Annotated in this window: 24 protein-coding genes and 1 pseudogene; 9 read left to right on the top strand and 16 right to left on the bottom strand. The window is 69.1% G+C overall.

The genetic code is table 11. From position 1 onward, the window contains the following. Positions 1–49: 49 nt before the first annotated feature. On the bottom strand, positions 50–2,125 hold the full coding sequence (gene metG / locus DU484_RS06845; RefSeq protein ID WP_114605474.1) for a methionine--tRNA ligase: 2,076 nt from the start codon (positions 2,123–2,125) through the stop codon (positions 50–52). A gap of 85 nt (positions 2,126–2,210) precedes the next feature. Here metG and DU484_RS19465 point away from each other — a divergent pair, with 85 nt between their 5' ends. After that, a complete protein-coding gene (locus DU484_RS19465) occupies positions 2,211–2,387 on the top strand; it encodes a hypothetical protein (protein WP_157969275.1) in 177 nt (58 codons plus the stop codon). A 12-nt stretch (positions 2,388–2,399) separates the two neighbouring features. Here DU484_RS19465 and DU484_RS06840 read toward each other — a convergent pair whose 3' ends face one another. After that, positions 2,400–3,155 (bottom strand): class I SAM-dependent methyltransferase, encoded by a 756-nt coding sequence (locus DU484_RS06840; RefSeq protein WP_114585371.1) that lies wholly within the window; start codon positions 3,153–3,155, stop codon positions 2,400–2,402. A gap of 80 nt (positions 3,156–3,235) precedes the next feature. Between DU484_RS06840 and DU484_RS06835 the strand changes: the two genes are divergently transcribed. Together DU484_RS06835 and DU484_RS06830 are read left to right on the top strand one after the other, a co-directional pair. Continuing rightward, positions 3,236–4,396 (top strand): pyridoxal phosphate-dependent aminotransferase, encoded by a 1,161-nt coding sequence (locus DU484_RS06835; protein WP_262342881.1) that lies wholly within the window; start codon positions 3,236–3,238, stop codon positions 4,394–4,396. Positions 4,397–4,436: 40 nt separating this feature from the next. Beyond that, positions 4,437–5,501 (top strand): molybdopterin-dependent oxidoreductase, encoded by a 1,065-nt coding sequence (locus tag DU484_RS06830; protein ID WP_114605473.1) that lies wholly within the window; start codon positions 4,437–4,439, stop codon positions 5,499–5,501. Here the strand turns inward: DU484_RS06830 and DU484_RS06825 are convergent. Continuing rightward, on the bottom strand, positions 5,496–6,248 hold the full coding sequence (locus tag DU484_RS06825) for a 4-phosphopantoate--beta-alanine ligase (protein ID WP_114605472.1): 753 nt from the start codon (positions 6,246–6,248) through the stop codon (positions 5,496–5,498). The two genes, DU484_RS06830 and DU484_RS06825, sit on opposite strands and share 6 nt — an antisense overlap. A gap of 121 nt (positions 6,249–6,369) precedes the next feature. Next, positions 6,370–7,230, bottom strand: coding sequence for a pantoate kinase (locus tag DU484_RS06820; protein WP_114605471.1), 861 nt, complete (start codon positions 7,228–7,230; stop codon positions 6,370–6,372). Positions 7,231–7,327: 97 nt separating this feature from the next. Here DU484_RS06820 and DU484_RS06815 point away from each other — a divergent pair, with 97 nt between their 5' ends. Continuing rightward, positions 7,328–7,906 (top strand): LURP-one-related/scramblase family protein, encoded by a 579-nt coding sequence (locus DU484_RS06815; RefSeq protein WP_114585367.1) that lies wholly within the window; start codon positions 7,328–7,330, stop codon positions 7,904–7,906. A gap of 168 nt (positions 7,907–8,074) precedes the next feature. Here the strand turns inward: DU484_RS06815 and aspS are convergent, their stop codons facing one another. Next, on the bottom strand, positions 8,075–9,376 hold the full coding sequence (aspS, locus tag DU484_RS06810; protein ID WP_114585366.1) for an aspartate--tRNA(Asn) ligase: 1,302 nt from the start codon (positions 9,374–9,376) through the stop codon (positions 8,075–8,077). A 57-nt stretch (positions 9,377–9,433) separates the two neighbouring features. Further along, positions 9,434–10,537: a mandelate racemase/muconate lactonizing enzyme family protein gene (locus tag DU484_RS06805; protein ID WP_187347776.1), complete on the bottom strand. Its 1,104-nt coding sequence runs from the start codon at positions 10,535–10,537 to the stop codon at positions 9,434–9,436. A gap of 198 nt (positions 10,538–10,735) precedes the next feature. Here DU484_RS06805 and DU484_RS19950 point away from each other — a divergent pair, with 198 nt between their 5' ends. Together DU484_RS19950 and DU484_RS06800 are read left to right on the top strand one after the other, a co-directional pair. Beyond that, positions 10,736–11,059 carry a helix-turn-helix transcriptional regulator gene (locus DU484_RS19950; protein ID WP_187347775.1) on the top strand — a complete coding sequence of 108 codons (324 nt, stop codon included), beginning with the start codon at positions 10,736–10,738 and terminating at the stop codon, positions 11,057–11,059. Positions 11,060–11,108: 49 nt separating this feature from the next. Beyond that, complete coding sequence (locus tag DU484_RS06800) at positions 11,109–11,369, top strand: hypothetical protein (protein ID WP_114585364.1); 261 nt, start codon at positions 11,109–11,111, stop codon at positions 11,367–11,369. A gap of 6 nt (positions 11,370–11,375) precedes the next feature. Here the strand turns inward: DU484_RS06800 and DU484_RS06795 are convergent, their stop codons facing one another. From DU484_RS06795 to DU484_RS06770, 6 genes are all read right to left on the bottom strand, one after another. Then, positions 11,376–12,089, bottom strand: coding sequence for a phosphoglycerol geranylgeranyltransferase (locus tag DU484_RS06795; RefSeq protein WP_114585363.1), 714 nt, complete (start codon positions 12,087–12,089; stop codon positions 11,376–11,378). Positions 12,090–12,245: 156 nt separating this feature from the next. After that, positions 12,246–14,762, bottom strand: coding sequence for a DNA topoisomerase I (locus DU484_RS06790; protein WP_114605470.1), 2,517 nt, complete (start codon positions 14,760–14,762; stop codon positions 12,246–12,248). 102 nt (positions 14,763–14,864) lie between these two features. Beyond that, a complete protein-coding gene (locus DU484_RS06785) occupies positions 14,865–15,107 on the bottom strand; it encodes a hypothetical protein (RefSeq protein ID WP_114585361.1) in 243 nt (80 codons plus the stop codon). Further along, positions 15,104–16,231 (bottom strand): PASTA domain-containing protein, encoded by a 1,128-nt coding sequence (locus tag DU484_RS06780; RefSeq protein ID WP_114605469.1) that lies wholly within the window; start codon positions 16,229–16,231, stop codon positions 15,104–15,106. Before DU484_RS06780 ends, DU484_RS06785 begins: the two co-directional genes overlap by 4 nt. Further along, positions 16,232–16,615: a hypothetical protein gene (locus tag DU484_RS06775; RefSeq protein WP_114585359.1), complete on the bottom strand. Its 384-nt coding sequence runs from the start codon at positions 16,613–16,615 to the stop codon at positions 16,232–16,234. After that, a complete protein-coding gene (locus DU484_RS06770; protein WP_114585358.1) occupies positions 16,612–17,268 on the bottom strand; it encodes a hypothetical protein in 657 nt (218 codons plus the stop codon). The genes DU484_RS06775 and DU484_RS06770 overlap by 4 nt, the downstream gene beginning before the upstream one ends. A gap of 242 nt (positions 17,269–17,510) precedes the next feature. On the opposite strand from DU484_RS06770, the pseudogene DU484_RS20695 reads away from it, so the two are divergent. From DU484_RS20695 to DU484_RS06760, 3 genes and pseudogenes are all read left to right on the top strand, one after another. Then, a pseudogene (locus DU484_RS20695) lies at positions 17,511–17,702 on the top strand (helix-turn-helix domain-containing protein); the annotation flags it as partial. 59 nt (positions 17,703–17,761) lie between these two features. Further along, positions 17,762–18,028 carry a helix-turn-helix domain-containing protein gene (locus tag DU484_RS20120; protein WP_222844884.1) on the top strand — a complete coding sequence of 89 codons (267 nt, stop codon included), beginning with the start codon at positions 17,762–17,764 and terminating at the stop codon, positions 18,026–18,028. 63 nt (positions 18,029–18,091) lie between these two features. Next, positions 18,092–18,451, top strand: coding sequence for a group I truncated hemoglobin (locus tag DU484_RS06760; protein WP_114605468.1), 360 nt, complete (start codon positions 18,092–18,094; stop codon positions 18,449–18,451). A 130-nt stretch (positions 18,452–18,581) separates the two neighbouring features. Here DU484_RS06760 and DU484_RS06755 read toward each other — a convergent pair whose 3' ends face one another. The 4 genes from DU484_RS06755 to DU484_RS06740 form a co-directional block, all read right to left on the bottom strand. After that, complete coding sequence (locus DU484_RS06755) at positions 18,582–19,127, bottom strand: DUF7529 family protein (protein WP_114605467.1); 546 nt, start codon at positions 19,125–19,127, stop codon at positions 18,582–18,584. Positions 19,128–19,253: 126 nt separating this feature from the next. After that, the gene (locus DU484_RS06750; RefSeq protein WP_114605466.1) at positions 19,254–19,670 is read right to left on the bottom strand and encodes a DUF7555 family protein; all 417 of its coding nucleotides are present in this window, start codon (positions 19,668–19,670) and stop codon (positions 19,254–19,256) included. Between the two features lie 76 nt (positions 19,671–19,746). After that, on the bottom strand, positions 19,747–22,239 hold the full coding sequence (locus DU484_RS06745) for an ABC transporter ATP-binding protein (protein ID WP_114605465.1): 2,493 nt from the start codon (positions 22,237–22,239) through the stop codon (positions 19,747–19,749). After that, positions 22,236–23,726 carry an ABC transporter permease gene (locus tag DU484_RS06740; RefSeq protein WP_114585353.1) on the bottom strand — a complete coding sequence of 497 codons (1,491 nt, stop codon included), beginning with the start codon at positions 23,724–23,726 and terminating at the stop codon, positions 22,236–22,238. Before DU484_RS06740 ends, DU484_RS06745 begins: the two co-directional genes overlap by 4 nt. Between the last annotated feature and the right edge of the window lie 4 nt (positions 23,727–23,730).

Below are 23,730 nucleotides of genomic sequence, written 5' to 3'. Positions count from 1 at the left end.
GGCCGACAAAAAAGCGGGCGGCGACGGGAAACGTTCGTGAAGGACCGGCCTATCGAACCCGCTCGCCCGGCCGCGCGTCCCCGAGCGTCGTCAGCAGGTCCGCCTCCTCGCCCGCGGCCAGCACCATCCCGTTCGACTCGACGCCGAACAGTTCGGCTTGCTCCAGGTTCGCCAGCACGATCACCCGGGTCCCGGGCAGCGTATCGAGGTCGTGGAGTTGCTTGATGCCCGCGACGATCTGTCGCTCCTCGACGCCGATGTCGACGACGAGGCGGGCGAGTTTGTCCGCCCCTTCTATCCCTTCGGCCTCCAGAATCTCCCCGACGCGAACGTCGAGGTCCTGGAACGTCTCGAAGTCGATGCGGTCGGATTCGATGGGGTCGAAATCGGTCTCGGTCATGTCGGAATCACTCTCGTCGTCGTCTTCGTCGTCGTCGGCTTCCGCCGCCTCGACGCGCTCCGCCAGTTTCGCGTTCAGTTCCTCGACGCGCTCGTCCGGAATCTTCTCGTAGAGTTCGGCCGGTTCGTCGAGGTCCGCCGCGGGTGGTTCGAGCGCCGCGTCGACGGTCACGTCGTGGACCGATCCCTCGCCGCCGACCTGTGACCACAGGCGTTCGCAGGTGCCGGGTGCGACGGGGGCAAAGAGGACGGCGACGGCCTTCGCGATCTGGACGCAGTCGCGGATCACCTGCGCCGCGCGCTCGGGGTCGTCGTCCACGAGGTTCCACGGTTCGTTGCGCTGGATGTACTCGTTGCCGAAGCCCGCGAGGGCGACGGCCGCGTCGCCCGCCTCCCGGATCGAGTAGTCGTTGACCGCCGCGGCGAAGTCGTCGATGGCCGTCTCGATGCGCTCGCGTACCTCCTCGGAGAGTTCGGCGTCCGGCGTCCCACCGAACTCACGGTGGGCAAAGAGGAGCGCACGGTACGCGAAGTTGCCGACCGTCCCCACGAGTTCGTTGTTGACGCGCTCGCGGAAGCGCTCCCACGAGAAGTCCACGTCCTGCTGGAACCCGCCGTTGGTGGCGAGGTAGTACCGGAGCAGGTCGGGGTCGAAGCCCTCGTCCAGATACTCGTCGGCCCAGACGGCGCGGTTCCGGGAGGTGGAGAAGCCCTTGCCGTTCAGGGTGATGAACCCGCTCGCCATCACGGCGCGGGGTTCGGTGTAGCCCGCGCCCCGCAGCATGGCGGGCCAGAACACCGTGTGGTGCTGGATGATGTCGCGGCCGATGACGTGGACGATTTCTCCGCCGCCCTCGCGCCACACTTCCTCCCAGTCGTAGACGTCGGCACCGACGCGCTCCGTGTACTGCTTGGTCGACGAGATGTACTCGATGGGGGCGTCGACCCAGACGTAGAGGACGAGGTCGTCCGCACCCTTTCCTTCTGGGTAGTCGATCCCCCAGTCCATGTCGCGGGTGATACACCAGTCGCGGAGTTCGCCCTCGATCCACTCGCGGGGCTGGTTTTTCGCGTTGGCCGTGCCTTCGAGGCGGTCGATGAACTCGCCGAGGTACTCCTGGAACGCCGAGACGCGGAAGAACTTGTGAGTCTGTTCCCGGTACTCGGCGGGGTTGCCCGTTATCGTACTCTCGGGGTTCTCGATTTCGCCGGGTTCGAGGTGACGGCCACACCCCTCGTCGCACTCGTCGCCGCGGGCCTTGGCGCCGCAGTAGGGGCAGGTCCCCTCGACGTAGCGGTCCGGGAGCGACTGCTCCTCTTCGGGGTCGTAGGCCACCATGATCTCCTTCTCGTAGACGTGGCCGTTGTCCTCCAGCGCCCGGACGATGTCGGTCGTCGTCTCGACGTTCGTCGCGTCGTGGGTGTGGCCGTAGTTGTCGAAGTCGACGCCGAACTTCGGGAACGTCGCCTCGTAGGTCTCGTGCCACTCCAGCGCGAACGCCTCGGGCGAGACGCCCTCCTGTTCGGCGTTGACCGCGACGGGGGTACCGTGCATGTCGGACCCCGAGACGAACGCCGTCTCCTGCCCGAGTTTGCGCAGGGCGCGGGCAAACACGTCGCCGCCGACGTACGTTCGGAGGTGCCCGATGTGGAGGTCGCCGTTGGCGTAGGGCAACCCGCAGGTCACCACCGCCGGCCGATCCGTGGGGAACTCCTCGTGGTTCATACGCGTTCACAGGTGGATGCGACCCTAAAGCCCGCCGGTTCGTCGCATGCAACAGAATTATTTTCGAGCGTCCGAAGCGCCGACCGTGGTCGCACCCGCCCTCCGCCTCCTCGCCTGCCTGCTCATCGGGTCGATGGCGGGGAGCGCCCTCGGAATCCTGTTCGTCCCGGACCCCACTGGCCTCGTCGCAACCGGCCTCGCACTCCTCTGTACGGCGATTCTCACCGGCTACCTCTACCGGAGCGACTGGCTCCGCGGGTAGCCAAATTCCGACTCACCGCGGTGTCGCGGCGATGGCGACGTACGGCTGCCCCGGCCGCCGCTCCCGTTCGACCGTCGTCACCCGCTCGACCCGTAACCCCGCGTCCTCCAGACACCGCCGCCAGTACGCCTCGTAGTCGCTCACGCCCTCGGGCGTGATCGGGAGTTCCAGCAGGCCGACGGTCCCGCCGTCGGCACACACCCGTCGAAGTTCGTCGAAGGCCGCGTCCCGTCGCTCCACGGGCACGTCGTGGGCGACTCGGCAGGCCGTCACGAGGTCAAAGCTGCCGTCGTCGAAGGGGAGACGGGAGGCGTCGCCTCTGACGGGCGAGACGTCGACACCGGCTCGGGCGCCGTTTCGCCGCGCTAGCTGGGGCCCGTTGCCGAGGATCACCCGGTCGTCGAAGACGTCGAGGCCGACGACGTGGCAGTCGTCGGGCAGGTGGGGCGCCAGGCCAACCAGCGACCGGCCGGAGCCACAGCCCACGTCGAGGTGGCGGTCGATATCGTCGAGCGAGAGGACCGACGCCAACCCGTCGTACTTCGCGCAGTCGAGCGCCCACGGGGGCGGCGTGAGGAGGCGACGGGCGGCGTCGCCGCCGCGGTAGGCCGCACCGAGACCGACGGCGACGGCGGCGAGGCGGACGAGCCGACGACCACGTCGAACGGCCGCGGCTGCCGCGCAGATCAGCAGCGTCGAGAGCGCGATCCGTGACAGCCGCTCGCGCCAGTGGTAGACGCCGAAAAAGTAGGTGGGTCGGAGTCGCATCGTCCACAGTGTGGCCGCGCCGGGCCATGTAGCTGACGGGGGATCGAACCCCTTTTCGCACCGCCGGGCCACCGCTCAGTATGACTCTCGGTCCCACCGACCGCGTCCGCAACGTCGACCGCTCCAGCATCCGCTACATGTTCGATATCGCGGAGGAGATGGACGAGGACCTCGTGCGGCTGGAAGTCGGCATCCCCGACTTCGACACGCCCGCTCACGTCGTCGACGCCGCCTGCACGGCGGCGCAGGACGGCCACACCAGTTACACCACCAACGCCGGCAATCCGGAACTCCGCGACGCTATCGCCGATCACATGGCGAGCGACTACGACGTCCGGGTCACCCCCGACGAAGTGATCGTCACCGCGGGCGGGATGGAGGCGCTTCACCTCGCCGCCCTCTGTACCGTCTCGCCCGGTGAGGAAGTCGTCTTCCCGACGCCCGGCTTCCCCAACTACTGGGTCCAGACCCGGATGGCCGACGGGGTTCCCAACCCGGTTCCCATGCCCGCCGAATCGGGGTTCACCCTCGACGCCGACCGCCTCGTCGACGCCATCGGTCCCGACACCGCCCTCGTGATTCTCTGTTCGCCCAACAACCCCACCGGGCGCACCTACGACGCCGACGAGGTCCGCGCCGTCGTCGACGCCGCCGCCGACAACGACGCCTACGTCGTCGCCGACGAGGTGTACCTCGGACTCAGCTACGACCGAGCGCCCGAGGGCGTCGCCGCCATGGCGGGACACCCGGAGAACGTCCTCACGGTCAACTCCTGTTCGAAACGCTACGCCATGACCGGGTGGCGCGTCGGATGGCTCGCGGGAACGACCGACATCGTCGATCAGGCGACCAAGATCCACGAGTCGACCACCTCCTGTGCGTCGAGCGTGAGCCAGCACGCCGCCCTCGCGGCGCTGACCGGACCACAGGATGCCGCCGAGGAGATGTACGACGCCTTCCACACGCGCCGCGACTACGTGGTCGAACGCGCCGCGACCATCGACGGCCTGACCTGCCCCCGGCCGGAGGGTGCCTTCTACGCCTTCCTCGACCTCGACCTCCCCGGGACGAGCCTCGAGATTGCCGAACACCTCCTCCGGGAGTACGGCGTCGTCCTCGCGCCGGGTGACGGCTTCGGCGAGGTCGGATCGGGCTGGGTTCGCCTGAGCTTCGCCAACAGCCTCGACCGTCTCGAAGAGGGCTTCGACCGGATCGAACGCGCCATCGACGACGCACGGTAGGCGCGACGGGTTCTTTGCGCGCCGAGTGATACTTTCTCACATGTCCCTCCGGGCGCGCCTCGCCCACCTCGACCCGCCGCCGCGACTCGTCGACTGGTCGCTGTTCGCGCTGGTCGGCCTCGCCGCTGCCACGGGACTCACGAGCTTCTGGGTCGGTCACCCCTCCGACGCCGCCATCTTCTGGATTCACGCCGTCGCCGGCCTCTCCATTCCCCCGCTCCTCGTCGTCAAGTTCCGCCGCGTCGCCGGCCGGGTCCGCGACCGGCGGGCGTGGGACCGGGCGACACCCCTCTCGATCCTCCTCGCCGCCGTCGCCGTCGCCGCCGCGGCGACGGGCGTCGCGTGGGCCGTCGGCGTGGTCGTCCCCCTCGGCTTCTGGACGCTCCTCAACCTCCACATCCTCTTTGGCCTGCTGCTCGTCCCCCTGCTCCTCGTCCACCTTCGCGCCCGCTACCGGCCGCTCCGCCGCACCGACGTGCGCGAGCGACGGGTCGCCCTCCAGTACGCGGGCCTCGTCGTCGCCGCGGGGGTCACGTCGGCTGGGCTGCGGGGGCTCGCGACCCTCTTCGGAACCCCCGCGGCGACCCGCCGATTCACCGGGTCGCGGGCGCTCGATTCCGACGCCGACCTGCCCGTCACCAGTTGGGTCGCCGACGACCCCGACCCGGTCGACCCGACGACGTGGACGCTCTCGGTCGGTGGGCTAGTGGGGCGGCCGCTCGAACTCGGCGTCGACGACCTGAATCCGACCGCCGAGCGCCAGGCGCTCCTCGACTGCACGAGCGGCTGGTACGCCGAACGCGACTGGCGGGGCGTCCGCCTCGGCGACCTTCTCGACGTGGCGGGCGCCAGCGAGGACGCCGCGTGGGTGACCGTCCGCTCCGTGACGGGCTATCGCTGGAGCCTCCCGCTCGACGAGGCACGGGACGCCGTGCTCGCGACCCACCTCTCCGGCGAGCGCCTCGACCACGGCCACGGCTATCCGATTCGGCTCGTCGCACCCGGGCGCCGCGGCTTCCAGTGGGTGAAGTGGGTCGAAGGGATCGAGGTACGACGCCGGCCCGACCCCCGGCAGTGGATCGCCATCTTCGTCAGCGGCCTATAGGTCGCCGGATCGGATCGCCCGCTCGGCGTCGTCGAGCGCCGCCGCCGGATCGAACTCGGCGACGATCCGTTCGAGTTCGTCGCGGTCCGCGTCCGCCAGTTCGCGGGCGTGAGCAGTGATGTTCGGGATCGCCCGCAGGATGTTGTCGACGACCGGCACGTCGGCCACCTGTGCCGACCGGGAGAGGGGGTTGAGGTCGATCACGATTTCGGCCTTCCCGAGGTCGGACAGGGCCGCCGCGCGGTCGCCGTCCTCTAACGGCACGAGCACCACGTCGGCGTCGGCGATGCCGTCGGCGTCGACTTTCGCGCGTTCGTGATCGAGACCCGGAATCCGGGCGTCGGCGTCGAGGCCCTTCACCTCGCTCGCACCGTGGTCGCGGAGATGGTCGGCGATGGCGGCCATCCGCTCCTCGGTCCGGTTGAACAGGTTGATCTCCAGGTCCGCGCCGACGGCGTCCGCGAGGGCGACAAGTTCGTCGGGCACTAGCGCCGCCGCGTTCCCGTTGACGGAGACGACGGGGTGGCGGGCGAGCAGGAGGTGGGCGGCGGCCGCGCGCGCCGCCGCGTCCGCCGAGGGGAGCGTCCGCTCGCCGAGCAGGTAGTCGAACGCCTCGCCCCGCCCCTCGGCGATGAGGCCCTGTTTGCTCGTGATGCCGGCCTCGACGCCGTCCTCGATGCGGTGGCGCGTCACCAGCGAGTCGTGGCGGGGGTGGTCCGCCGGGATGTCGGTGTCGCCCTCGGCCATGTCGCGTCGGTAGCCGTGACGAGTAAAAAGCGCCCCGATCATACGGATCACTGTAACTGTGTCCCAGTGGTTCGCCGGACCGTCTCGGCGAACCACTGGAACTGACTTACAGTAAACCGTATCAGCCCGTCACGTGCGCCCCGGCGTCACAGGTCCGGCACGCCTCGGCGTCGAAGCCGGCGTCCGTGAGCCCCGAATCGAGCGCGAAGACCGTCTCGCCGAGCATGACCATCGACGCCTCGCCGCCGGCGTCGACGACGGCGTCGACGGCCTCGCGTACCCGGTCCGTGAGCAGTCCGGCGTCGCGGGCGAACCGGCGCGACTCCGCGACGAGGGTCGGAAGCGTCGGCCGGTCGACCAGTCGGGTGAGCGCCGCGTCGCCCGCGGCGACGAGCGGGTCGGTGTCGCCCGCGAGCACCTCGGCCGTCGAGAGGTCGCCGAACGTGACGTACTCGACCCGTCGGGTCGCGGGGACGCCGTCGAGGCGGCCGTGTGCCGGCGCGCCGGGGTCGAGACGGATCGGGACGCCGCCGCGGGCCTGCGCCACCACGTCGCCGAGGCCCGTGCCCGCCTCGACTTCCGCGCGGTGGGCGAGTGTCACGAGGTCGTTCGCCGACCGCTTGCGGCCGAAGCGGTCGTTGGCGGCCAGCGCCGTCCCCAGCGTCATCGCGCCCGAGACGCCGAAGCCCGTGCCGAGGGGGAGGTCGCTCTCGGCGACGACCCGCGCCCGGTCGGCCACACCGAGTCCGTCGAGGACCGCCTCGACCGGCGGCATAGCGATGGGGTCGCCGTCGAGGGTGACGGGCGGGGCGTCGTCCTCGGCCGCCCGGACCGTCACCTCTACGCCGTCGGTGAGGGTGAGGCCGGCGCCGCGCGACCCCGCTCGTTCCGGGTCGTCGTCGGGGTACGGGGCGAAGAAACTGGTGACGTGACCGGGGACGAACGCGGTCGATTCCCCGTTTCCCCGTAACTCCTCGCTCATACGTGTCACGACGAGCAGGGAGTCGTTAAGCCCTGTCGAAACGCCACGGACGACCGCAGGCCGCCATTCATATCCGATGGCGCGGACAGATCGGTGTATGTCGGTCGACGACCGCGGCTTCTCGGCCATCGAACTGCGCGGAGACACGTACACAGTCGAGCAGTCGCTCGTCCGCAACAAGTACGCGGCGTCCGACGAGAACGGGGACGTGGTTCTCCGGGCCAAACAGAAGCTGTTCAAACTCAAAGAGGAGTTCCCCTTCGTCGACGCCGACGGCGACGAGGTGTTTACCGTGAAGGCGGGAGGCATTCTCGACGTTGCGGGCAACTACGCGATATTCGACGCCGAGACGGACGAGCGGGTTGTCGTCCTCGACAACGACTACTCGATCTTTCAGGACACGTGGACGATCCGCGACGGCGAGACGGAGGCGGCGCTGGCGAAGATCACCTCCCGCGGCGCGGCCGTCACGCTCGCGCGCAACCTCCTGCCGTTCGGCGAACTCATCCCCCACAAATACGAGATCACCGACGGGCAGGGCGGGCACGTCGGGCGCATCGACGGCCAACTCTCCCTGCGCGACAAATACGACATCGTCGTCGACGACGCCGGCGACGTTCCACGGGACGCCGTCGTCGCCGCGGCGATGGTCATCGACGCGATTCAGGGGAACTAGGACGCTACGGGCTCAGACGCTGCCGGTCCCGCGAGACGCTCGCATCGCTCGCGTCTCGCTGGCTCACAGAGACTTCGTCCTACGGACTCAGTCTCTGTCGATCCCGCGGGAACACGGTCGTTCCGTTACACTCCACTCCCTGCGCCCACGCTCCCGGACGGCTTCGTCCTACGGACTCAGCCGCTGCCGGTCGCGTGGGAACAGCACCGCCTCGCGGATGTTCCCCAGATCGAGCATCGTCATCACGAGACGTTCGACGCCGTAGGCCCACCCGGCGTGGGGCGGCATCCCGTATTTGAACATCTTCGTGTAGTAGTCGAACTGCTCGGGGTCGAGTCCCTGCTGTTCGAAGCCAGCGACGAGTTCGTCGTAGCGGTGTTCGCGCTGGCCGCCCGAGACGAGCTCCATCCGCGGGTGCATCAGGTCGAAGCCCTTCGAGAGCTGCGGGTCGTCGTCGTAGTCCTGAATGTAGAACGGCTTGATCTCCGAGGGCCAGTCGGTGATGAAGTAGTGGCCGCCCACGTCCGAACCGAGGGCCTTCTCGGCCTCCGTCGGCAGGTCGTCGCCCCACACCAACTGCTCGTCGAGGGCGCCCGTCGCGTTGATCCGCTCGATGGCCTCCTCGTAGGTGAGCCGCGGGAAGTCGGCGTCCGGAACCGCGAAGTCGTCGTAGCCGAGGAGTTCCAGCTCCTCGGCGCAGTTCTCGGCGACGCCCTCGTAGGCCGCCTTGAGCGTCCCCTCGCACACGTCCATCGCCTCGTGGTGGTCGACGAAGGCCGACTCGAAGTCGATCATCGTCGCCTCGTTGAGGTGGCGGGGCGTGTTGTGCTCCTCCGCGCGGAAGATGGGGCCGATTTCGAAGACCCGCTCCAGCCCGCTGCCGACCATCAGCTGTTTGAACAGCTGTGGCGACTGGTTCATGAACGCCTCCTTCCCGAAGTAGGTGATGGGGAAGAGTTCGGTGCCGCCCTCCGTCCCCGTGGCGACGATTTTCGGCGTGTTGATCTCCGTCGAGCCGACCGAGCGGAAGTACTCGCGGACCGAGCGCAGAATCTCGCTCCGAATCTCGAAGATGGCCTTCACCTCGGGCTTGCGGAGGTCGAGCGTGCGGTTGTCCAGCCGGGTGGGAAGTTCGGCGTCGACCTTTCCGGAGGGGTCGAGGGGGAGTTCGGGATCGGCCTCGGCCAGCACGTCGACGGAGTCGGGCACCATCTCCAGCCCCGTCGGTGCGCGCGGCTCCTCCTCGACGGCGCCGGTGACGGCGACGACGCTCTCGCGGTGGGCGCCGAGTCCCGTCTCGACGAGGTCCTCGTCCATCTCGTCTTTCTCGAATTTGACCTGAAGTTTGCCGGATTTGTCCCGGAGAATCAGGAAGGCGATACCGCCGAGGTCCCGGATTTCGTGGACCCAGCCGGCGACCGTCGCCGTCTCGCCGGCGGCGACGTCGGCCGTGTAGGTTCGGTCCTGCATACACCTTCGTATCGGACCCCGCGTCTTAAACGCGACCGTTTGGAGTCGTCGCGCCGCTCAGTCGACGCGGAACTCGCCGATCACGTCCTCGTCGAGGTGGACGCCGAGTCCCGGCTCCTCGGGGAGTGCGATCCGGCCGTCCTCGATTTCCGGCGGCGTCTCGAAGAGGGGTTCGTACACCTCGAAGTGCGTGGGGTCGAACTCCAGCCACTCACAGGCCGGCGACGCCGCCATGACGTGCATCGTCGCCGCGAGGCCGACGCCGGTGGTGAAACAGTGGGGAGTACAGACCGTGTTGTACGTCTCCGCGAGCGCGCAGATCTTCTTCGCCTCCGTGATGCCGCCACAGCGCATCACGTCGGGCATCGCGTAGTCCACCGCGTCGGCCTCGAAGAGGTCGTGAAAGCCCCACTTCGTGTACTCGTTCTCGCCGGACGCGATGGGCACCGAAAGTTCCTCGCGCAGCGCGGCGAGGCCGTCCACGTCGTACGGCGTCATCGGCTCCTCGTACCAGTAGACGTCGTACTCCTCCAGCATCCGCCCGACGCGGCGAGCCTCGGGGCGGTCGTAGCCGCAGTTCATGTCGACCATCAGCGCCGTGTCGGGGCCGATGGCGTCGCGCATGGCCGCCACGCGCTCCTCGTCGGCGTCGAGGCCACGGCCGAGATGCGTCTTCACGCCCGCGAATCCGCGGTCGACGTACGATCCGGCTCGCTCGGCCATCGTCTCCGGGTCCTGCCAGAACAGGTCGCTCGCGTACGGCTTGAGCGACTCCTCCATCGGCCCGCCGAGCAGTCGATAGACGGGGACGCCGTGGTGTTTGCCCGCAACGTCCCAGAGCGCGATGTCGACGCCGCTGGCCGCCGATAGCCCCTGTCCCTTCCGGTCCTTGTAGACCGTATCGGTCACCATCGACTGCCAGTGACGCTCGATGTCGAGGGGGTCCTCCCCGATCAGCAGGGGCGCGTACTTCTCCTCGACGATGCGCTCGATGATGTACGACTCCGGTCCCACGCCCTCGCCGATGCCCGTGATGCCTTCGTCCGTCTCGACGACGACGAAGGCCGCCCCACGGGCGGACATGGAGCGGTCGCGAGAGACGCCCAGCGGTCGGTCGAGGGGCACTTCGATCCGTTCGACGCGTACGTCGGTAATCTCCATCGCCCGGGGCTTCGGCTGACGACGAGAAAAATCCCGGTGCCGAACGGGAGTCACCCGTCGACCACTCGCGACGACGCCCCCGGCTGCCGGACCAAGAGGAGACGAGTGGGCGGTAGTTACTTGCCGCTTCGCACGCCTCGTGGTAACGACTGCTTCGGGGACCAGTTCGGTCCCCGTCGCGGCTCGTGGACACAAAAAATGAGAGACGGGGACGACGGCTCGCTCGACGAACTGTTCGAACTCCTCAGCCACGAGTATCGCCGATACATCCTCTGGGCGCTCGCCGACCCGGACGGACGGACCGACGAACCGATCCGAACGACCCTGTTTACCGGGGACGACGAGCCGGACATCCTCCGAATAGAACTCCGTCACAATCATCTCCCCAAGCTGGACGACGCCGAACTCGTCGACTGGGATCCGGAGACGGAGACGCTCGAACGCGGCCCGCGGTTCGAGGAGATCGAGCCGTTCCTCGAGATGATCGACGACCGGGAGCGGTTCTCACGCGACGAGTCCTGAATCCCGGTCCGATGGTTTATATCCCATGCCGAGGCCATCCCGCCTCGCAATGACGGACCTCGACTCGCTGCTTCGCTGGCCGCTCGACACCGACGGAGGGCGACACACCCTCCTCGTGGGGACGTTACTGGTCGCGACCCTCCCGCTCGCGGTGCCGGGCGTCGGGCCCCTCCTCGCCGCGGCCGTCAGGTTCTACGGCGGCCTCGTCGCCGTCGGCGTCTGGAACGGGAGTCGGCCGGCCGACGACGCGACGGACGGCGGATCGGGGACGGGAGCGACGAGGTCGGCGGCGACCGCGGACCCGGCCTGATCGGAATCAGTCGTCGGCGTGGGCGTCTTTGACGCCCTCGACCGTCTCGCGGACGGCCGCACACCCCTCGTCGTGGAGGAGGTCACCGACGACCACCACGTCGGAGTACTGCCCCATCTCGTGGGCGGTGTCGTAGTCGCCGACGCCGCCGCCGTAAAAGAGGGTGGACTCACAGAGGGCGTCGGCCGCGGCCGCGACCGTCTCGGGGTCGCCGAAGGTGCCCGAATACTCGATGTAGACGATCTCTTGGCCGAACAGTTTCTCCGCGACGGCGGCGTAGGCGGCCACGTCGTCCGGCGACTGGTCGCAGTCGGCTTCGGTGTACTCCGCGACCGACGAGTCGGGGTTGAGGACGATGTACGCCTCCGTGTGCGTACGGCTCCAGTCGAGACCGTTCTCGATGCGAACCCACTCCTTGTGGGCACCGGTCACCCAGAAGCTGTCGCCGGCGTTGAACACCGTCGGGATCAGGTAGCCGTCGAGGGCGTCGTCCTCGATGACGACGGCCGGATTCGAGGGCTCCTGATACAACGGGACGCCGTACTTGCTACAAGCCTCGACGACCGTCTCCATCTTCTCTTTGGTCATCCCTGTCGTGCCACCGATCTCGATGGCGTCGGTCCCGGTCGCACAGACGTCCTCGAAGGTCTCGCCGTCGACGAGTTCCTTGTCGGGGTCGACCTTGAGAACGTGATCCCAGTCGTCCCACGGCGCGGTCATTGAGACACCCTACTCCGCGGAGCCGATAAAAAGGGTCCGACTCGCGGTCACTCGAGCGCGGTTACCGGTCTGGGTCTCATACGGGTCATTAGTCAGTACCGGTCGTTCGTCGAGAGTGTCCGGCGACCCACCGGTAACCAGTTACACTAATCCGTATCAGTCGGCGTCGGCCTGCCAGTTCCGCACCGTATCCGGCCCGACGCCGTCGATTTCGTCGGCGAGCGAGTCGGGTTCGGCCGACTTCAGGCCGGCCACGTCCTCGACGCCCGCGTCTTTCAGTTTCTCGGCCGTCTTCTCGCCGATGCCGTCGATGGCCTCCAGTTCCGTCCCCGCCTGCCGGGCCTGATACTCGCGGTAGTTACAGATGGGACAGCCGAGGTCCCACGGCTCCCGGTCGGCGTCCTCGTAGGTGATGCGGATGCCCGGCAGACCGTGTTCCTCGCACGTCTCGTCGGTGAGTTCGGCCTCGCCCCGCCGGGGCATCGGCAGGGAGTAGTCGCAGTCGGGATAGCGCGTACAGCCGACGAGCCGACCGCCCGAACGGAGGCGCTTGATCGCGAGTTCGCCGCCCTCGTCCTCGCCACACTCGGGGCAGGGGCCGACGATCAGGTCGGGTTCCTCGTCGGCCGCCTCGGCGGCACACAGCGGACAGCCGTGGACGAACGTCTTGCGGCCGGCGAGCATCTTCACGTCCGCGAGGCCGTGGTCCGGACACGTCTCGTCGAGCAGGATGGGCTTGCCCGTCGACGGGAGCGGCAGCGTGAACTCGCAGTCCGGGTAGCCGTCGCAGCCGACGAAGTAGGACCCGTGGCGGCTCCGCCGGATCACCAGGTCGTGGTCCGACTCGGGACAGGGGCCGACGGTCTTGTCCGCTTTCAGCGAGTCGCGGAGGTGGTCGCCGAGTTCCTCCCGGGACTCCGTGAGGCGGTCGAAGACGCGCTCCAGCATCTCGCGGGACTCGTCGGTCACGTCCTCCAACGTCGCCTCGCCGCGCGCGATGGCCTGCATGTCCGCCTCCAACTGCGCGGTCATCTCCTCGCTGACGATGAGGTCCGCGAACTCCTCGGACGCCTCGACGACGCCGCGGGCGAGGCGGGTCGGCCGCGGCGGGTCGCCCTCGATGTACCCCCGGTCGTACAGCTTCTGGATCACGTCGTGTCGGGTCGCCTTCGTCCCGATGCCCATCTTCTCCATCGTCTCGATGAGGCGGGACTGCCCGTATCGGCGGGGGGGCTGGGTCTGCTTGGCCTCCATGCGGGCGTCCGTCAGGGCGAGTTCCTCGCCCTCGGCCACGTCGGGGACGTAGTTCTCCGTCGTCGAGCGGTACGGGTAGACGGCGTGGTAGCCGGGGTCGACCAGCCGTTTGCCGTTGGCCTTGAGCGAGGGCTCCATCCCCTCGCCCGCGACGGTCGCCACGACGCGCAGGTGCTCCCACGTCGCCGCGTCCGCGACGGTGGCGAGGAAGCGCCGCACGACGAGTTCGTACACCTCCCACTCGTCCTCCGAGAGGTCGGTGGGCGAGGGGAGTTCGTCCGTCGGATGGATCGGCGGGTGGTCGGTCGTCTCCTCGTCGCCCGCAGTTGGGGTGATGTCCTCGGCGTCGAGGAGGCTGGCGGCGTCGTCGCCGAAGCGCGGCCCCGAGGAGAGGGCGTCGAGCAGGTCCCGTGGCTCCAGATCCTCGGGGTAGACCGTGTTGTCCGTCCGCGGGTACGTGATGTAGCCGGCGGTGTAGAGGTCCTCCGCGATGCTCATGGAGCGCTGGGCGGAGTAGCCGATACCGCTCGCGGCGCGGATGAACTGCGTCGTGTTGAACGGTGCCGGCGGGTCGTCGGTGCGGGTGCGCCGGCGCACCTCTTCGACCGTCGCCGTCGACGCCGCGGCGAGGACGTCGTAGACGGCGGTGGCCGTCGCCTCGTCCCAGACCCGGTCGGCCTCCGTGTCGTCCTCGTCGAGGTAGAAGTAGCCCGCCTCGAACGTCTCGTCGTCCTTCGTGAGGTCCGCGAACAGCTCCCAGTAGTCCTCGGGGTCGAAGGCGTCGATTTCGCGCTCGCGGTCGACGATCAGCTTGAGCGTCGGTCCCTGCACCCGGCCGACGGAGATGAAGTCGTCGCCGAGCTGCCGGGCCGAGAGGGAGAGAAACCGGGTGAGCGACGCGCCCCACATCAGGTCGACGATCTGTCGGGCCTCGCCCGCAGCGGCAAGGTCGAAGTCGAGTTCGTCGGGGTCGGCGAAGGCCTCGGTCACCTCGCGGTCGGTGATCGAGGAGAAGCGCACGCGGTCGATGGGCGCCTCCTCGTTCACCTCGCGGACGAGTTCGTACGCCTCCTTCCCGATCAACTCGCCCTCGCGGTCGTAGTCGGTCGCGATGTGGATGCGCGAGGCGTTGCGCGCCATGCGGCGGAGCGCGGCGACGATGTTCTCCTGCGTCGGCCGCTTCTCCACCTCGGCGGTGACGAGTTCGACGGGTTCGACGTCGCGCCAGTCGCTGTACTCGGACGGGAAGTCGACGCCGACGACGTGGCCCGAGAGCCCGATACACCGCTTGCCGCCCCACTTGTAGACGTTGACGCCGTTGACGCGGTCGGCGTCCGCACTGCCGCCGCTCAGAATGTCCGCGATGCGGCGGGCGGCGTTGTCCTTCTCGGTAATGATCAGTTCGGGGCCGCGTTTCATCGCCGACTCGTAAGCCGACCACCCGCCTAAAGCTTTCGTGGGCGTAATCGCCGGACGTGGGTGGTGTGAACAGTTCTCAATCGGGCGGTGGCGCCCCGCCCCTCACTCCGGGGGCGGCCGGCGGATCCGAACTGGCTCCCGATCCGGTAGCGCCACGCCGCCGACGTGGGCCACCGCCGGGTGGGCCGCCGCCGCGTCCGCCACGGCCTGTGGCGCGCGAACGACCACCCCCGCGCCGGCGACGACGACGAGTTCGCCGCCCGCGGCGACGACCCGGTCGAGGACGGCACGGATCGCCGCCTCGTCGCTCGACGGGGCGAAGGCGAGCAGGTGTGTGTCGGTCATTCGTCCTCCAGCAACCGCCTCGCGTCGACGAACCAGTTCTCGACCCGACTCGCGGGTGCGCGGGTCACTTCGGCCACGGCCTCCACGTCGCGGTCGAGCAGCGTCGCCACGTCCGCGACGCCCGACTCGCGCAGGCGGTCGGCGTACGTCGGCCCGATTCCGTCGACGGCTTCGAGGTCGACGGTCGCTCGCTCCTCGAGCCCGTCCGACTCGGGTGGTTCGGACGCCGCGTCGGCCGCTGCCGACCCGGCCGAGACGGTCAGATCGACGGCGGTCCCGACCGGCACGGACTCGCCCGCGGGCGGGGACTGACCGACGACGGCGTCGGCCGGCGCGTCGCGCGCCTCGGCGTCGACGGCGCCGACCGTCAGGCCGGCGTCGTCGAGCGCCGCCGCCGCGTCCTCGAGGTCGAGTCCGATCACGCTCGGCACGTCGAGTTCGCGGCGTTCCGAGACGGTCAGATCGACCGGCGTGCCGGGCTCCGCCACGGACCGGGGCGACGGGAACTGATCGAGCACCACGTCGTCGGCGTCGCCGGGTTCGGTCGTCACCTCGCCGACGGTGAAGCCGGCCCGCTGGACGGCCCCTCGGGCCTCGGCCAGCGAGCGGTCGCGAACGTCCGGGATCGGATCGTAGACGGTCGTCTCCTCCGCAGGAGCCGCCGGCCGGAGGTCGAAGCGGAGCGTACTCAACGTCTCGCGGTTCACCGGCTCGGCGAGGTCGGGGAGCTGGAACCGCGGGCCGTCGTCGCCGCCGACGACGTTCGCCTTGAGGTCGACTTCGACCCGACCGATGGCGTACTCGGCCGCCGAGAGGTCGTCGCGGGCGCTCGCGAGGGCGTCGCCGAGCGACGCGACGAGGCGGTCGGGGGCGACGCTCCCCCGGTCGGCTTCGAGGCCGTCAAGGCGCTCCCGGAGGGAGTCGCGTTCGGCCTGCAGGCGGTCGACTCTCGTCCGGAGCAGGTCGCGTTCGCTCTCGACCTCGATCAGCCGATCACGGAACTCGGTGGCGAGATACTCCTTGGCCCGGTAGAGCCCCTCCACTTCGCGGGCCTCGGCCCGGTCGAGTTTCGTGGCGTCGAGCGCGGTGAGTTCCCTCGTGAACCGGAAGTCGTCGCCGGGCATCTACTCGGGGCCGGGGACGGGGACGATGTCGAGGCTCACGCGACTCGACGCCGCCACGTCGTAGTCGGTACGGGTGGTGAACTCGGGGTCGGTGGGCGCGGCGACGAGCGTCGGCCGGTAGGCCCGAATCTTGCCACTTTCGTCGCGTTCCGGGCGCCCCCGCATCGACAGCGAGACGTTCAGGTCGGCCTCGACGCCCGAGAATCGGAACCACGGCGTCTCGATGGGCGTCTCCAGGTCGCCGTCCTCGACCGCCCGCCGAACGTCGCGCCGGGTGGCGAGCGAAGCGCGGTCGAGTTCGGTCTGTCCCTCCGCCACCGCGCGGGCGACGCCGGTGACGAGTTCGCCGAGGGGGCGGGCGACCCAGCGTTCGGCGCCGCTCACGACGACCCACCCTCGGCCGGCCGCGTGATGACGTCGGGCACCGAGCGGTCGGGCGCCGGCTTGGGCACCAGCGTCGTCTTCAACCGGCAGGCCGCGCTCGCGTCCAGACCGTAGACGCGGCTGTCGTACTCGGAGTGGGTGCGCACGTCGAGTTCCACCTCGCGTTCGCCCTTGACCTCCTGTTTCTGGTAGCCGCCCTTCCCCCCGATGGAGAAGAAGCCGAGGTTGAGACCGACGCCACCGCCGCCGCCGTACTTCTTGCGGGACTGCTCGTAGGACGTGCGCATGTCCCGCGAGAACGTCGAATCGCTCTCGACGTGCGTGCTTCGGGTGTGCCACCGAACCCAGAACTTGAGATCGATCTCCGTCTCACTGAACTCGTAGAACGTCGGCGTGACGCCGTACGCGAGGAGCGAAAGGGGCTGGTCGTTCGTCAGCGTCGAGACGTTCGTGACGTTGCCGTCCTCGTCCGTCTCCTCGACGATGCCGAGGATGACGGCGCCGGCGTCGAGTTCCATGTCCGCGAGCGTCTGTGCGGTCTGGATCGAGTTGAGGTCGAGTGCGGTCTGCCCGTCGGCCACCGCCAGCGCGGCCTTGCGCACGAGTTCGGCGAACGGGATTTCTTTGACGATTTCGTTGACTGGGTCTGCCATGAGGATATGTCCATAGTGAACGATGATGTGAGATATCTTAACCGTTTAGGCAGATCACAGGATGGCGGCGGCGACACGAACGGCGTCGCTTATCACTCGGGATCGATGTCCGGGACGCATGGCGACAGGAATTCACGCCCAGTTCGAACTCCACGGGGCCGGCTGTCCGGCGGCGGCGCTGAGCGAGGCGGGGACGGTGGAGTCGGTGGCGGTCGACCGGGGGGGCGGGCATCGTCGGCGAGGTGACCGTCGAGGGGACGGACGCGGGGGCGACGGTCGACGACGCCGAGGAAGTGTTCGCGGACGGGTCGCGGTCGGTGTACCGGTTCAGCCACGACGACGAGTGTCCGTGCTCGCGCGTGCCGAACCACGGCTGTCCGGTCCGGGAGATTCGGGCCGAGGGCGGTCGTCTCCGTCTCACCCTCATCGTGCCCGACCGCGAGACGCTCCGCACCGTCACGGCGGCGCTCCGAGCGTGCTGTGCCGACGTACGGTGCGGCGGCTGGTGCGGTCCGGCGACGAGGACCGGACGCTCCTCGTCGCCGACCGGAGCGCCTTCACCGACCGGCAGTTCGAGGTGCTCGAAACCGCCCACGAGATGGGCTACTTCGACTCGCCGAAGCGTGCGACGGCCGACGCCGTGGCCGGCGAACTCGGCATCGCCGTCTCCACGTTCGTCGAACACCTGTCGACCGCACAGACGAAACTGTTCGATCAGATCGTCCCCGCTCGGCCGTGTGATTCGACCACACGAACGTAAATAGGACCGAGCATCCTAGGCGACGGCCGTATGCCCACGCCGTGTCGATCATCCCGCGACGCAATGTCGCAGACGATCTATCGGGATATCGGTGGTCGAGACGCAGTCGAATCGGTGGTCGACGACTTCTACGAGCGAGTGCTCGCCGACGAGCGACTCGAACCGTACTTCGACGGCATGGATATGGACGAACTCCGCTCCCATCAGGTGCAGTTCATCAGCGCCGTCGCCGGCGGCCCCGTCGAATACTCGGGGGCGAACATGCGCGAGGCACACGCACATCTGGGGATCGAGGAGGACCATTTCGACCTGGTCGGGCGCTACCTGCAGGAAGCGCTGGAGAAGAACGGGGTCCCGGAGGAACACGTCGAGGCCATCATGAGCGAAGTCGTCGCGCTCAAAGAGCCGGTGCTGGGTCGCTGATGGGACGGGTGGGCGGACGACGGTCCACGGCGGCGGCATCGAGTGGCGCGCCGTCGTAGTGATCATCGTCAGTCGGTACCGCTGGGTCGCCCGACCGCGACGGCGGACCACCGGTGAGCAGTTACGATTATTACCGGCAGTCCTCGCCGCTCGACTGCGATCCCCGGTCAGTCACCGGGAAGAACTTCTCGGGGGTCGCGTGTTCGAACGATCCCAGGTGCGTCCCGTCCAGCGTCCGAACGTGGGTGTACATCCGCCCGGTCCGGGCGGCGGTTCGGGCGAGTGCCCGAGCGTCGTCCCGTCGAACGCTCCCGGCGACGAGGATGGCGGTCCGGCTTCCCGGGTCGAGACACTCGGTCACGAGAAAGAGTCGCGTGTCGGTCGTTGCCCGGTAGACGTCGTATCGCGGGTACTCACCGCGCTCGTACGCCGTCGCGAACGAGTCGGCGTCGCTCTTGGAGACGACGTGGACGAGTCCGTACCGGTCGGTGCCGCCGGTCTCGCGGGGCCGGGGCGCCGTCTGTCCCGCCACGACCGTCACCACCTCCCACCCGTCGGTCGCCCGGCCGGCCGCCAGCTCGTCCACGTCGTCGAGGGTCGCCTGCCACGCCCGCTTGTTCCCCGCCGCGTGCGCCGCGAGACGCTCGGCGCCGTCGTCGTCGCCGGCCGTCGGCATAGTCTGGCCTACGGACCGCACGATCAAAAGTCATCGTGATGACATCACCTCACGATACTCGTGCCGTCGGCTGGACGCGGCTACCGATTTCGCCACCACCATCTCGAAACGGGGACGCCGATCGCGTCAGACCCCGACGCCGAACACTGCCTCCAGCAGGAAGGAGGCGCCGAACAGCAACGCGGCGGCGGCGTACAGTTTGGTTCCGGGGTGGAACCGGCCGTGGGGATCGACGCGGAGCCACCGCCAGGGCGGAACGCGATCTAGCAGGGCCTCGAACCCCGTCGGCCGTCCATCGCGGCCGGATCGGCTCGGCGTCGCGGCGGGATCCGACTCCGACCGTGACGGCCACCAGAGGACGGTCGCGTAGCCGACACAGGCGACGCCGGCGAGAAACAGGCCGACCTTGACACCGACTAGGCCGCTCCCGGTCGCCACACTCACCGGCGCGATCAGCGAAACCGCCGCGACGAACAGCCCGGCCGCGTAGCCGACGAGATCCAGCAGCCGCCGACCCCACCGTCTCGCCGAACGCGGCGTCATACCGACCGTCGCGAGCGGGCGCGGGTGACTGGCCGGAACGGGACGGCGACCCACGGGCGAGCGGGGGCGATTCGTGTCATTGGTCTGATTGATTGTCGGAATCTTGGGCGTATCGCGCGCGGTCGACCGCCGAGCGGGGATCGGTCTCGGCCTCGCGGTGACGGTGACACCAGCTCGTGCGGTCGGCCGGTCCGGTCCGGTGGGCGTCGGGCATCACGGTGTCGCAGTCGCTGTCGAACGCGTCGGCCAGGACCCGCTGTGCAGCCCCAAGTTCGCCCGCGTCCAGTTTCGCCAGCGCCTCGTCCACCGGGCCTTGCGCCGTCGGGGGAAGCGTGACGTCGCCGAACAGGTCGCGCCGAAGCTCCGCGGCGTCGGCGTCCGTGGCGTCCCGACCGAGTAGCGCCGCGACCCGATCGGTCAGCGACCGATCGGCCCGCGCCCGCTCCCGGAGGACCGTCCGAAGCGTCTCGATCCGCTCGAAGAGGTCGTCGTCGAGGTCCTCGAACGCGGGCGGTCTGATCTTCATGGGACAGCGTGTGCTGAACGGACAGCCGGACGGCGGATCCCGCGGCGTCGGCGGCTCGCCACGAAGCGTGATCCGATCCGTCTCCGCCGTCGATCCCGTCGGCTCGGCCGTCGGCACCGCAGACAGCAGCGAGATGGTGTACGGGTTCGCCGGCTCCTCGAACAGCGCCGCGGTGTCGCCGCGTTCGAGGAGGGTGCCGAGATACATCACTGCGACTCGATCACAGACATGGCGCACGACCGAGAGGTCGTGGGCGATAAGCAGGTACGTGAGCCCGTACTCCGCCTGCAGGTCTTCGAGGAGGTTGAGCACCTGCGCCTGGACGGAGACGTCGAGTGCCGAGACGGGTTCGTCGAGGACGAGGAACTCGGGGTTCAGCGCCAGCGCCCTCGCGATGGCGATTCGTTGCCGTTGCCCGCCCGAGAACTGGTGTGGGTAGCGGTGGTAATGTTCCGGCTGGAGACCGACGGTGTCCAGCAGATCGCGAACCCGCCCCCGCCGGCGCCGTGGCGTCTCCCAGTCGTGGACGTCCAGCGGTTCGCGGACGATTTCGCCGACCGTCAGCCGCTCGTTGAGGCTGGATTCGGGGTCTTGGAACACCATGCCGACGTTGCGCCGCCACCGCTGTCGCTGCGCTGCCGTCATCTCGGTCACGTCTTGGCCGCCGTACCGGACGGTGCCGCCCGTCGCCCGCTCCAGGCCGAGGAGCGTGCGCCCGAGCGTGGTCTTTCCACAGCCCGACTCCCCAACGAGTCCGAGCGTCTCCCCGCGTCGGATGTCGAAGCTCACCCCGTCGACCGCCTTGACCGGCGGCGTCTCGAAGAGGGTCGCACCGGCCTCGTAATGCGTCTCGAGGTCGCGTACCTCGACGAGCGTCTGGTCCGCGGGATCCGACCGACGCCGGCCGTCGGCGTCCGTGGCTACCGACGACCGCCGGCCGGTCACCGCGGCCTCGGCCCCGCGCCGATCCGGGTCGTCGGGGAGACCGTCCCGTCCCGTCTCGCTCGCGGCGTCGGCGTCGCGGTCCTCGGGATACAGCAGGCAGGCGACCGTGTGATCCGGGTCGGTCGGGGACACGTTCACCGACGGTGGATGACTCCGTTCGCAGTCCTCGAACGCCTGCGGACAGCGGGGCGCGAACCGGCACGCGGTCGGGGCGTCGGTCGGCGTCGGCACCTCGCCCTCGATGGTCCGCAGGCGCCGCGTCGGCGACTGCGCACTCGGGACGCTCGCCAGCAACCACCGCGTGTACGGATGTGCCGGCGCGGCGAACAGCTCCTCGACGGCCACCGTCTCGACGATTTCGCCGGCGTACATCACGTTCACCCGGTCGCAGACCTCCGCGATCACGCCCATGTCGTGTGTGATACACAGGATCGCCAGATCACGCGCGGCCTGCAGTCGCTCGAGGAGCTCGAGGATCTGTGCCTGGGTGGTCACGTCCAGCGCCGTCGTCGGTTCGTCCGCGATCAACACCTCGGGGTCGCAGGCGAGCGCCATGGCGATCACCGCGCGCTGGCGCATCCCGCCCGAGAACTCGTGGGGGTGTTCGTCGAGTCGGCGCGGCGCGTCGGCGATGCCGACGGCCTCCAGCAACTCGATCGCTTCCGCCGTCGCCGCCGCGCCGCGGAGTCCCTGGTGGAGTCGCAGGGACTCCGTGATCTGGTTGCCGACGGTGTACACCGGGTTGAGCCGCGAGAGGGGGTCCTGAAACACCATCGCGATCCCGCTCCCGCGAACCGCGCTCCACTCCGCCTCGGACCGCCCGGTCAACTCCTCGCCGTCGAACCGAATGCTGCTGTCGGGATCGATCCGTCCCGGCGCGTCGATCAGTCCCATGATCGAGCGGGCGGTCACGCTCTTGCCCGACCCGGATTCGCCGACCAGCCCGACCGTCTCGCCCGGATAGACGTCGAGGTCGATCCCGTCGACCGCCCTGATCGTCTCCTTGTCGGTCTCGAAAGTCGTCCGAAGGTTCTCCACGGCAAGGATGGGGTCGTCGCGGTGGCGGGCGTTCGCCGCGTCCGCCGGGGTGTCGGTCACGCGCCACCTCCACCGGCCGCCGCGCCCTCGACCCCCGACCCGCCCTCGCTCTCCGGGTCGATGGCGTCGCGGATGCCGTCGCCGAGCGCGTTGAAGCCGGTCACCACGAGGGTGATGAGGATGCCCGGCAGGAGCGAGATGTGCCACGAGGCGGTCGCCACGTACGGCTGGCCGACGCTGACGGCGCGACCCCACTCCGGCGTCGGGGGGGTGATCCCGAGACCGAGAAAGGAGAGGCCGGCGACGGCGATGATGACTCCGCCCAGGCTCATCGACGTGTACACCATCATGTACCCGACGACGTACGGCGCCATGTGTTTGCGCATGATGACCGCGGGCGATTGGCCGAAACTCCGGGCCGCGTCGATCCACGTCGCTTCCGCGACCTGCAACGCGGGCCCCCGAACCGCCCGCCAGAGATACGGCCAGTTGACGAGCGCCAGCACCGCCGTCAACAGGACGGCGCCGTCGTAGAACTCCGCGAGCCACGTGCCCTGAAACACCACGACGACGAGGATGAGGACCATCAACAGTGGGAGTGACTTGATCGAGTCGCTGGTGAGGACGACCAGCAAGTCGGTCAAGCCCTTGTAATAGGCGGTGAGGGTCGCCATCGCCAAGCCGAAGACGCCGGAGACGAGCATCGACGCGACGCCGATGCTCAGGGAGATGCGCGCCCCCTCGGCCAGGAAAGTGAACAGGTCCTTGCCGCTCGGGAGCGTGCCGAACGGGTGGAACCGGCCGTACGCGTCGTAGGTCCACGGCCCCACGTTCTGGCCCGCACCCTCCGATCCCGACTGGAGGTTGGCGTTCCCAACGGTGATCGTGTCGACTTCGCCCGTCCCCGCGTCGTAGTATCTGATCTCGTGGTCGTAGGGGTTGAGGACGTTCCGGTCGACGGTGGTCGGTCCCAAGGCCGGCGCGAAAAGCGCCATGACGACGAACACGAACACGACGACGAAGCCGAACTGGCCCCAGCGGTGGCCGCGCAGTCGGTCGATCACGTCGTCACGCGGCGTCCAGTCGGCGAGCCGGTAGTGAGTCCGGTAGCGGCGATACCCCAGCCAGAGCCACGCCAGGAACGCGAAAGCGTAGGCGTAGACGAGCGCCACGCGGACGAGCCAGGCGACCTTGGGTTCGAGGCCGGCGAACGTCGCCCGCCAGGGACCGTCCGGCCCACGCCGCCAGCCCTGATTCGGCACCGTCTCGCGCGAGAGGAGGGTCGGCACCGACTCGGCGGCCGTCCGGAGCCCCTCGACCGTCTCGGGGGAGAGGACGGACAGTGCCCGCCCGAGCCCCGCGAGGAGCGCGGTGCCAGCCTGCAGGACGGCGCCGAACTCGACGCCGACTAGGAGCAACAGGCCGACGGCCCACAGTGCCGCGGGCGTGGGCGTCGACGCGACGCGCTCGACGAGCGACGTTCCACCCGCTGGGCCGTGCGCCGAGCGGCCGTCGTCCGATTTCGTCGGTGATGTCCCGTCGTGCATCGTC

Origin of the sequence: Haloplanus rubicundus (assembly GCF_003342675.1) — an archaeon.
Lineage (GTDB): Archaea > Halobacteriota > Halobacteria > Halobacteriales > Haloferacaceae > Haloplanus > Haloplanus rubicundus.
The sequence above is the reverse complement of the archived record's forward strand: the minus strand, read 5'-3'. Positions and strand labels throughout refer to the sequence as shown.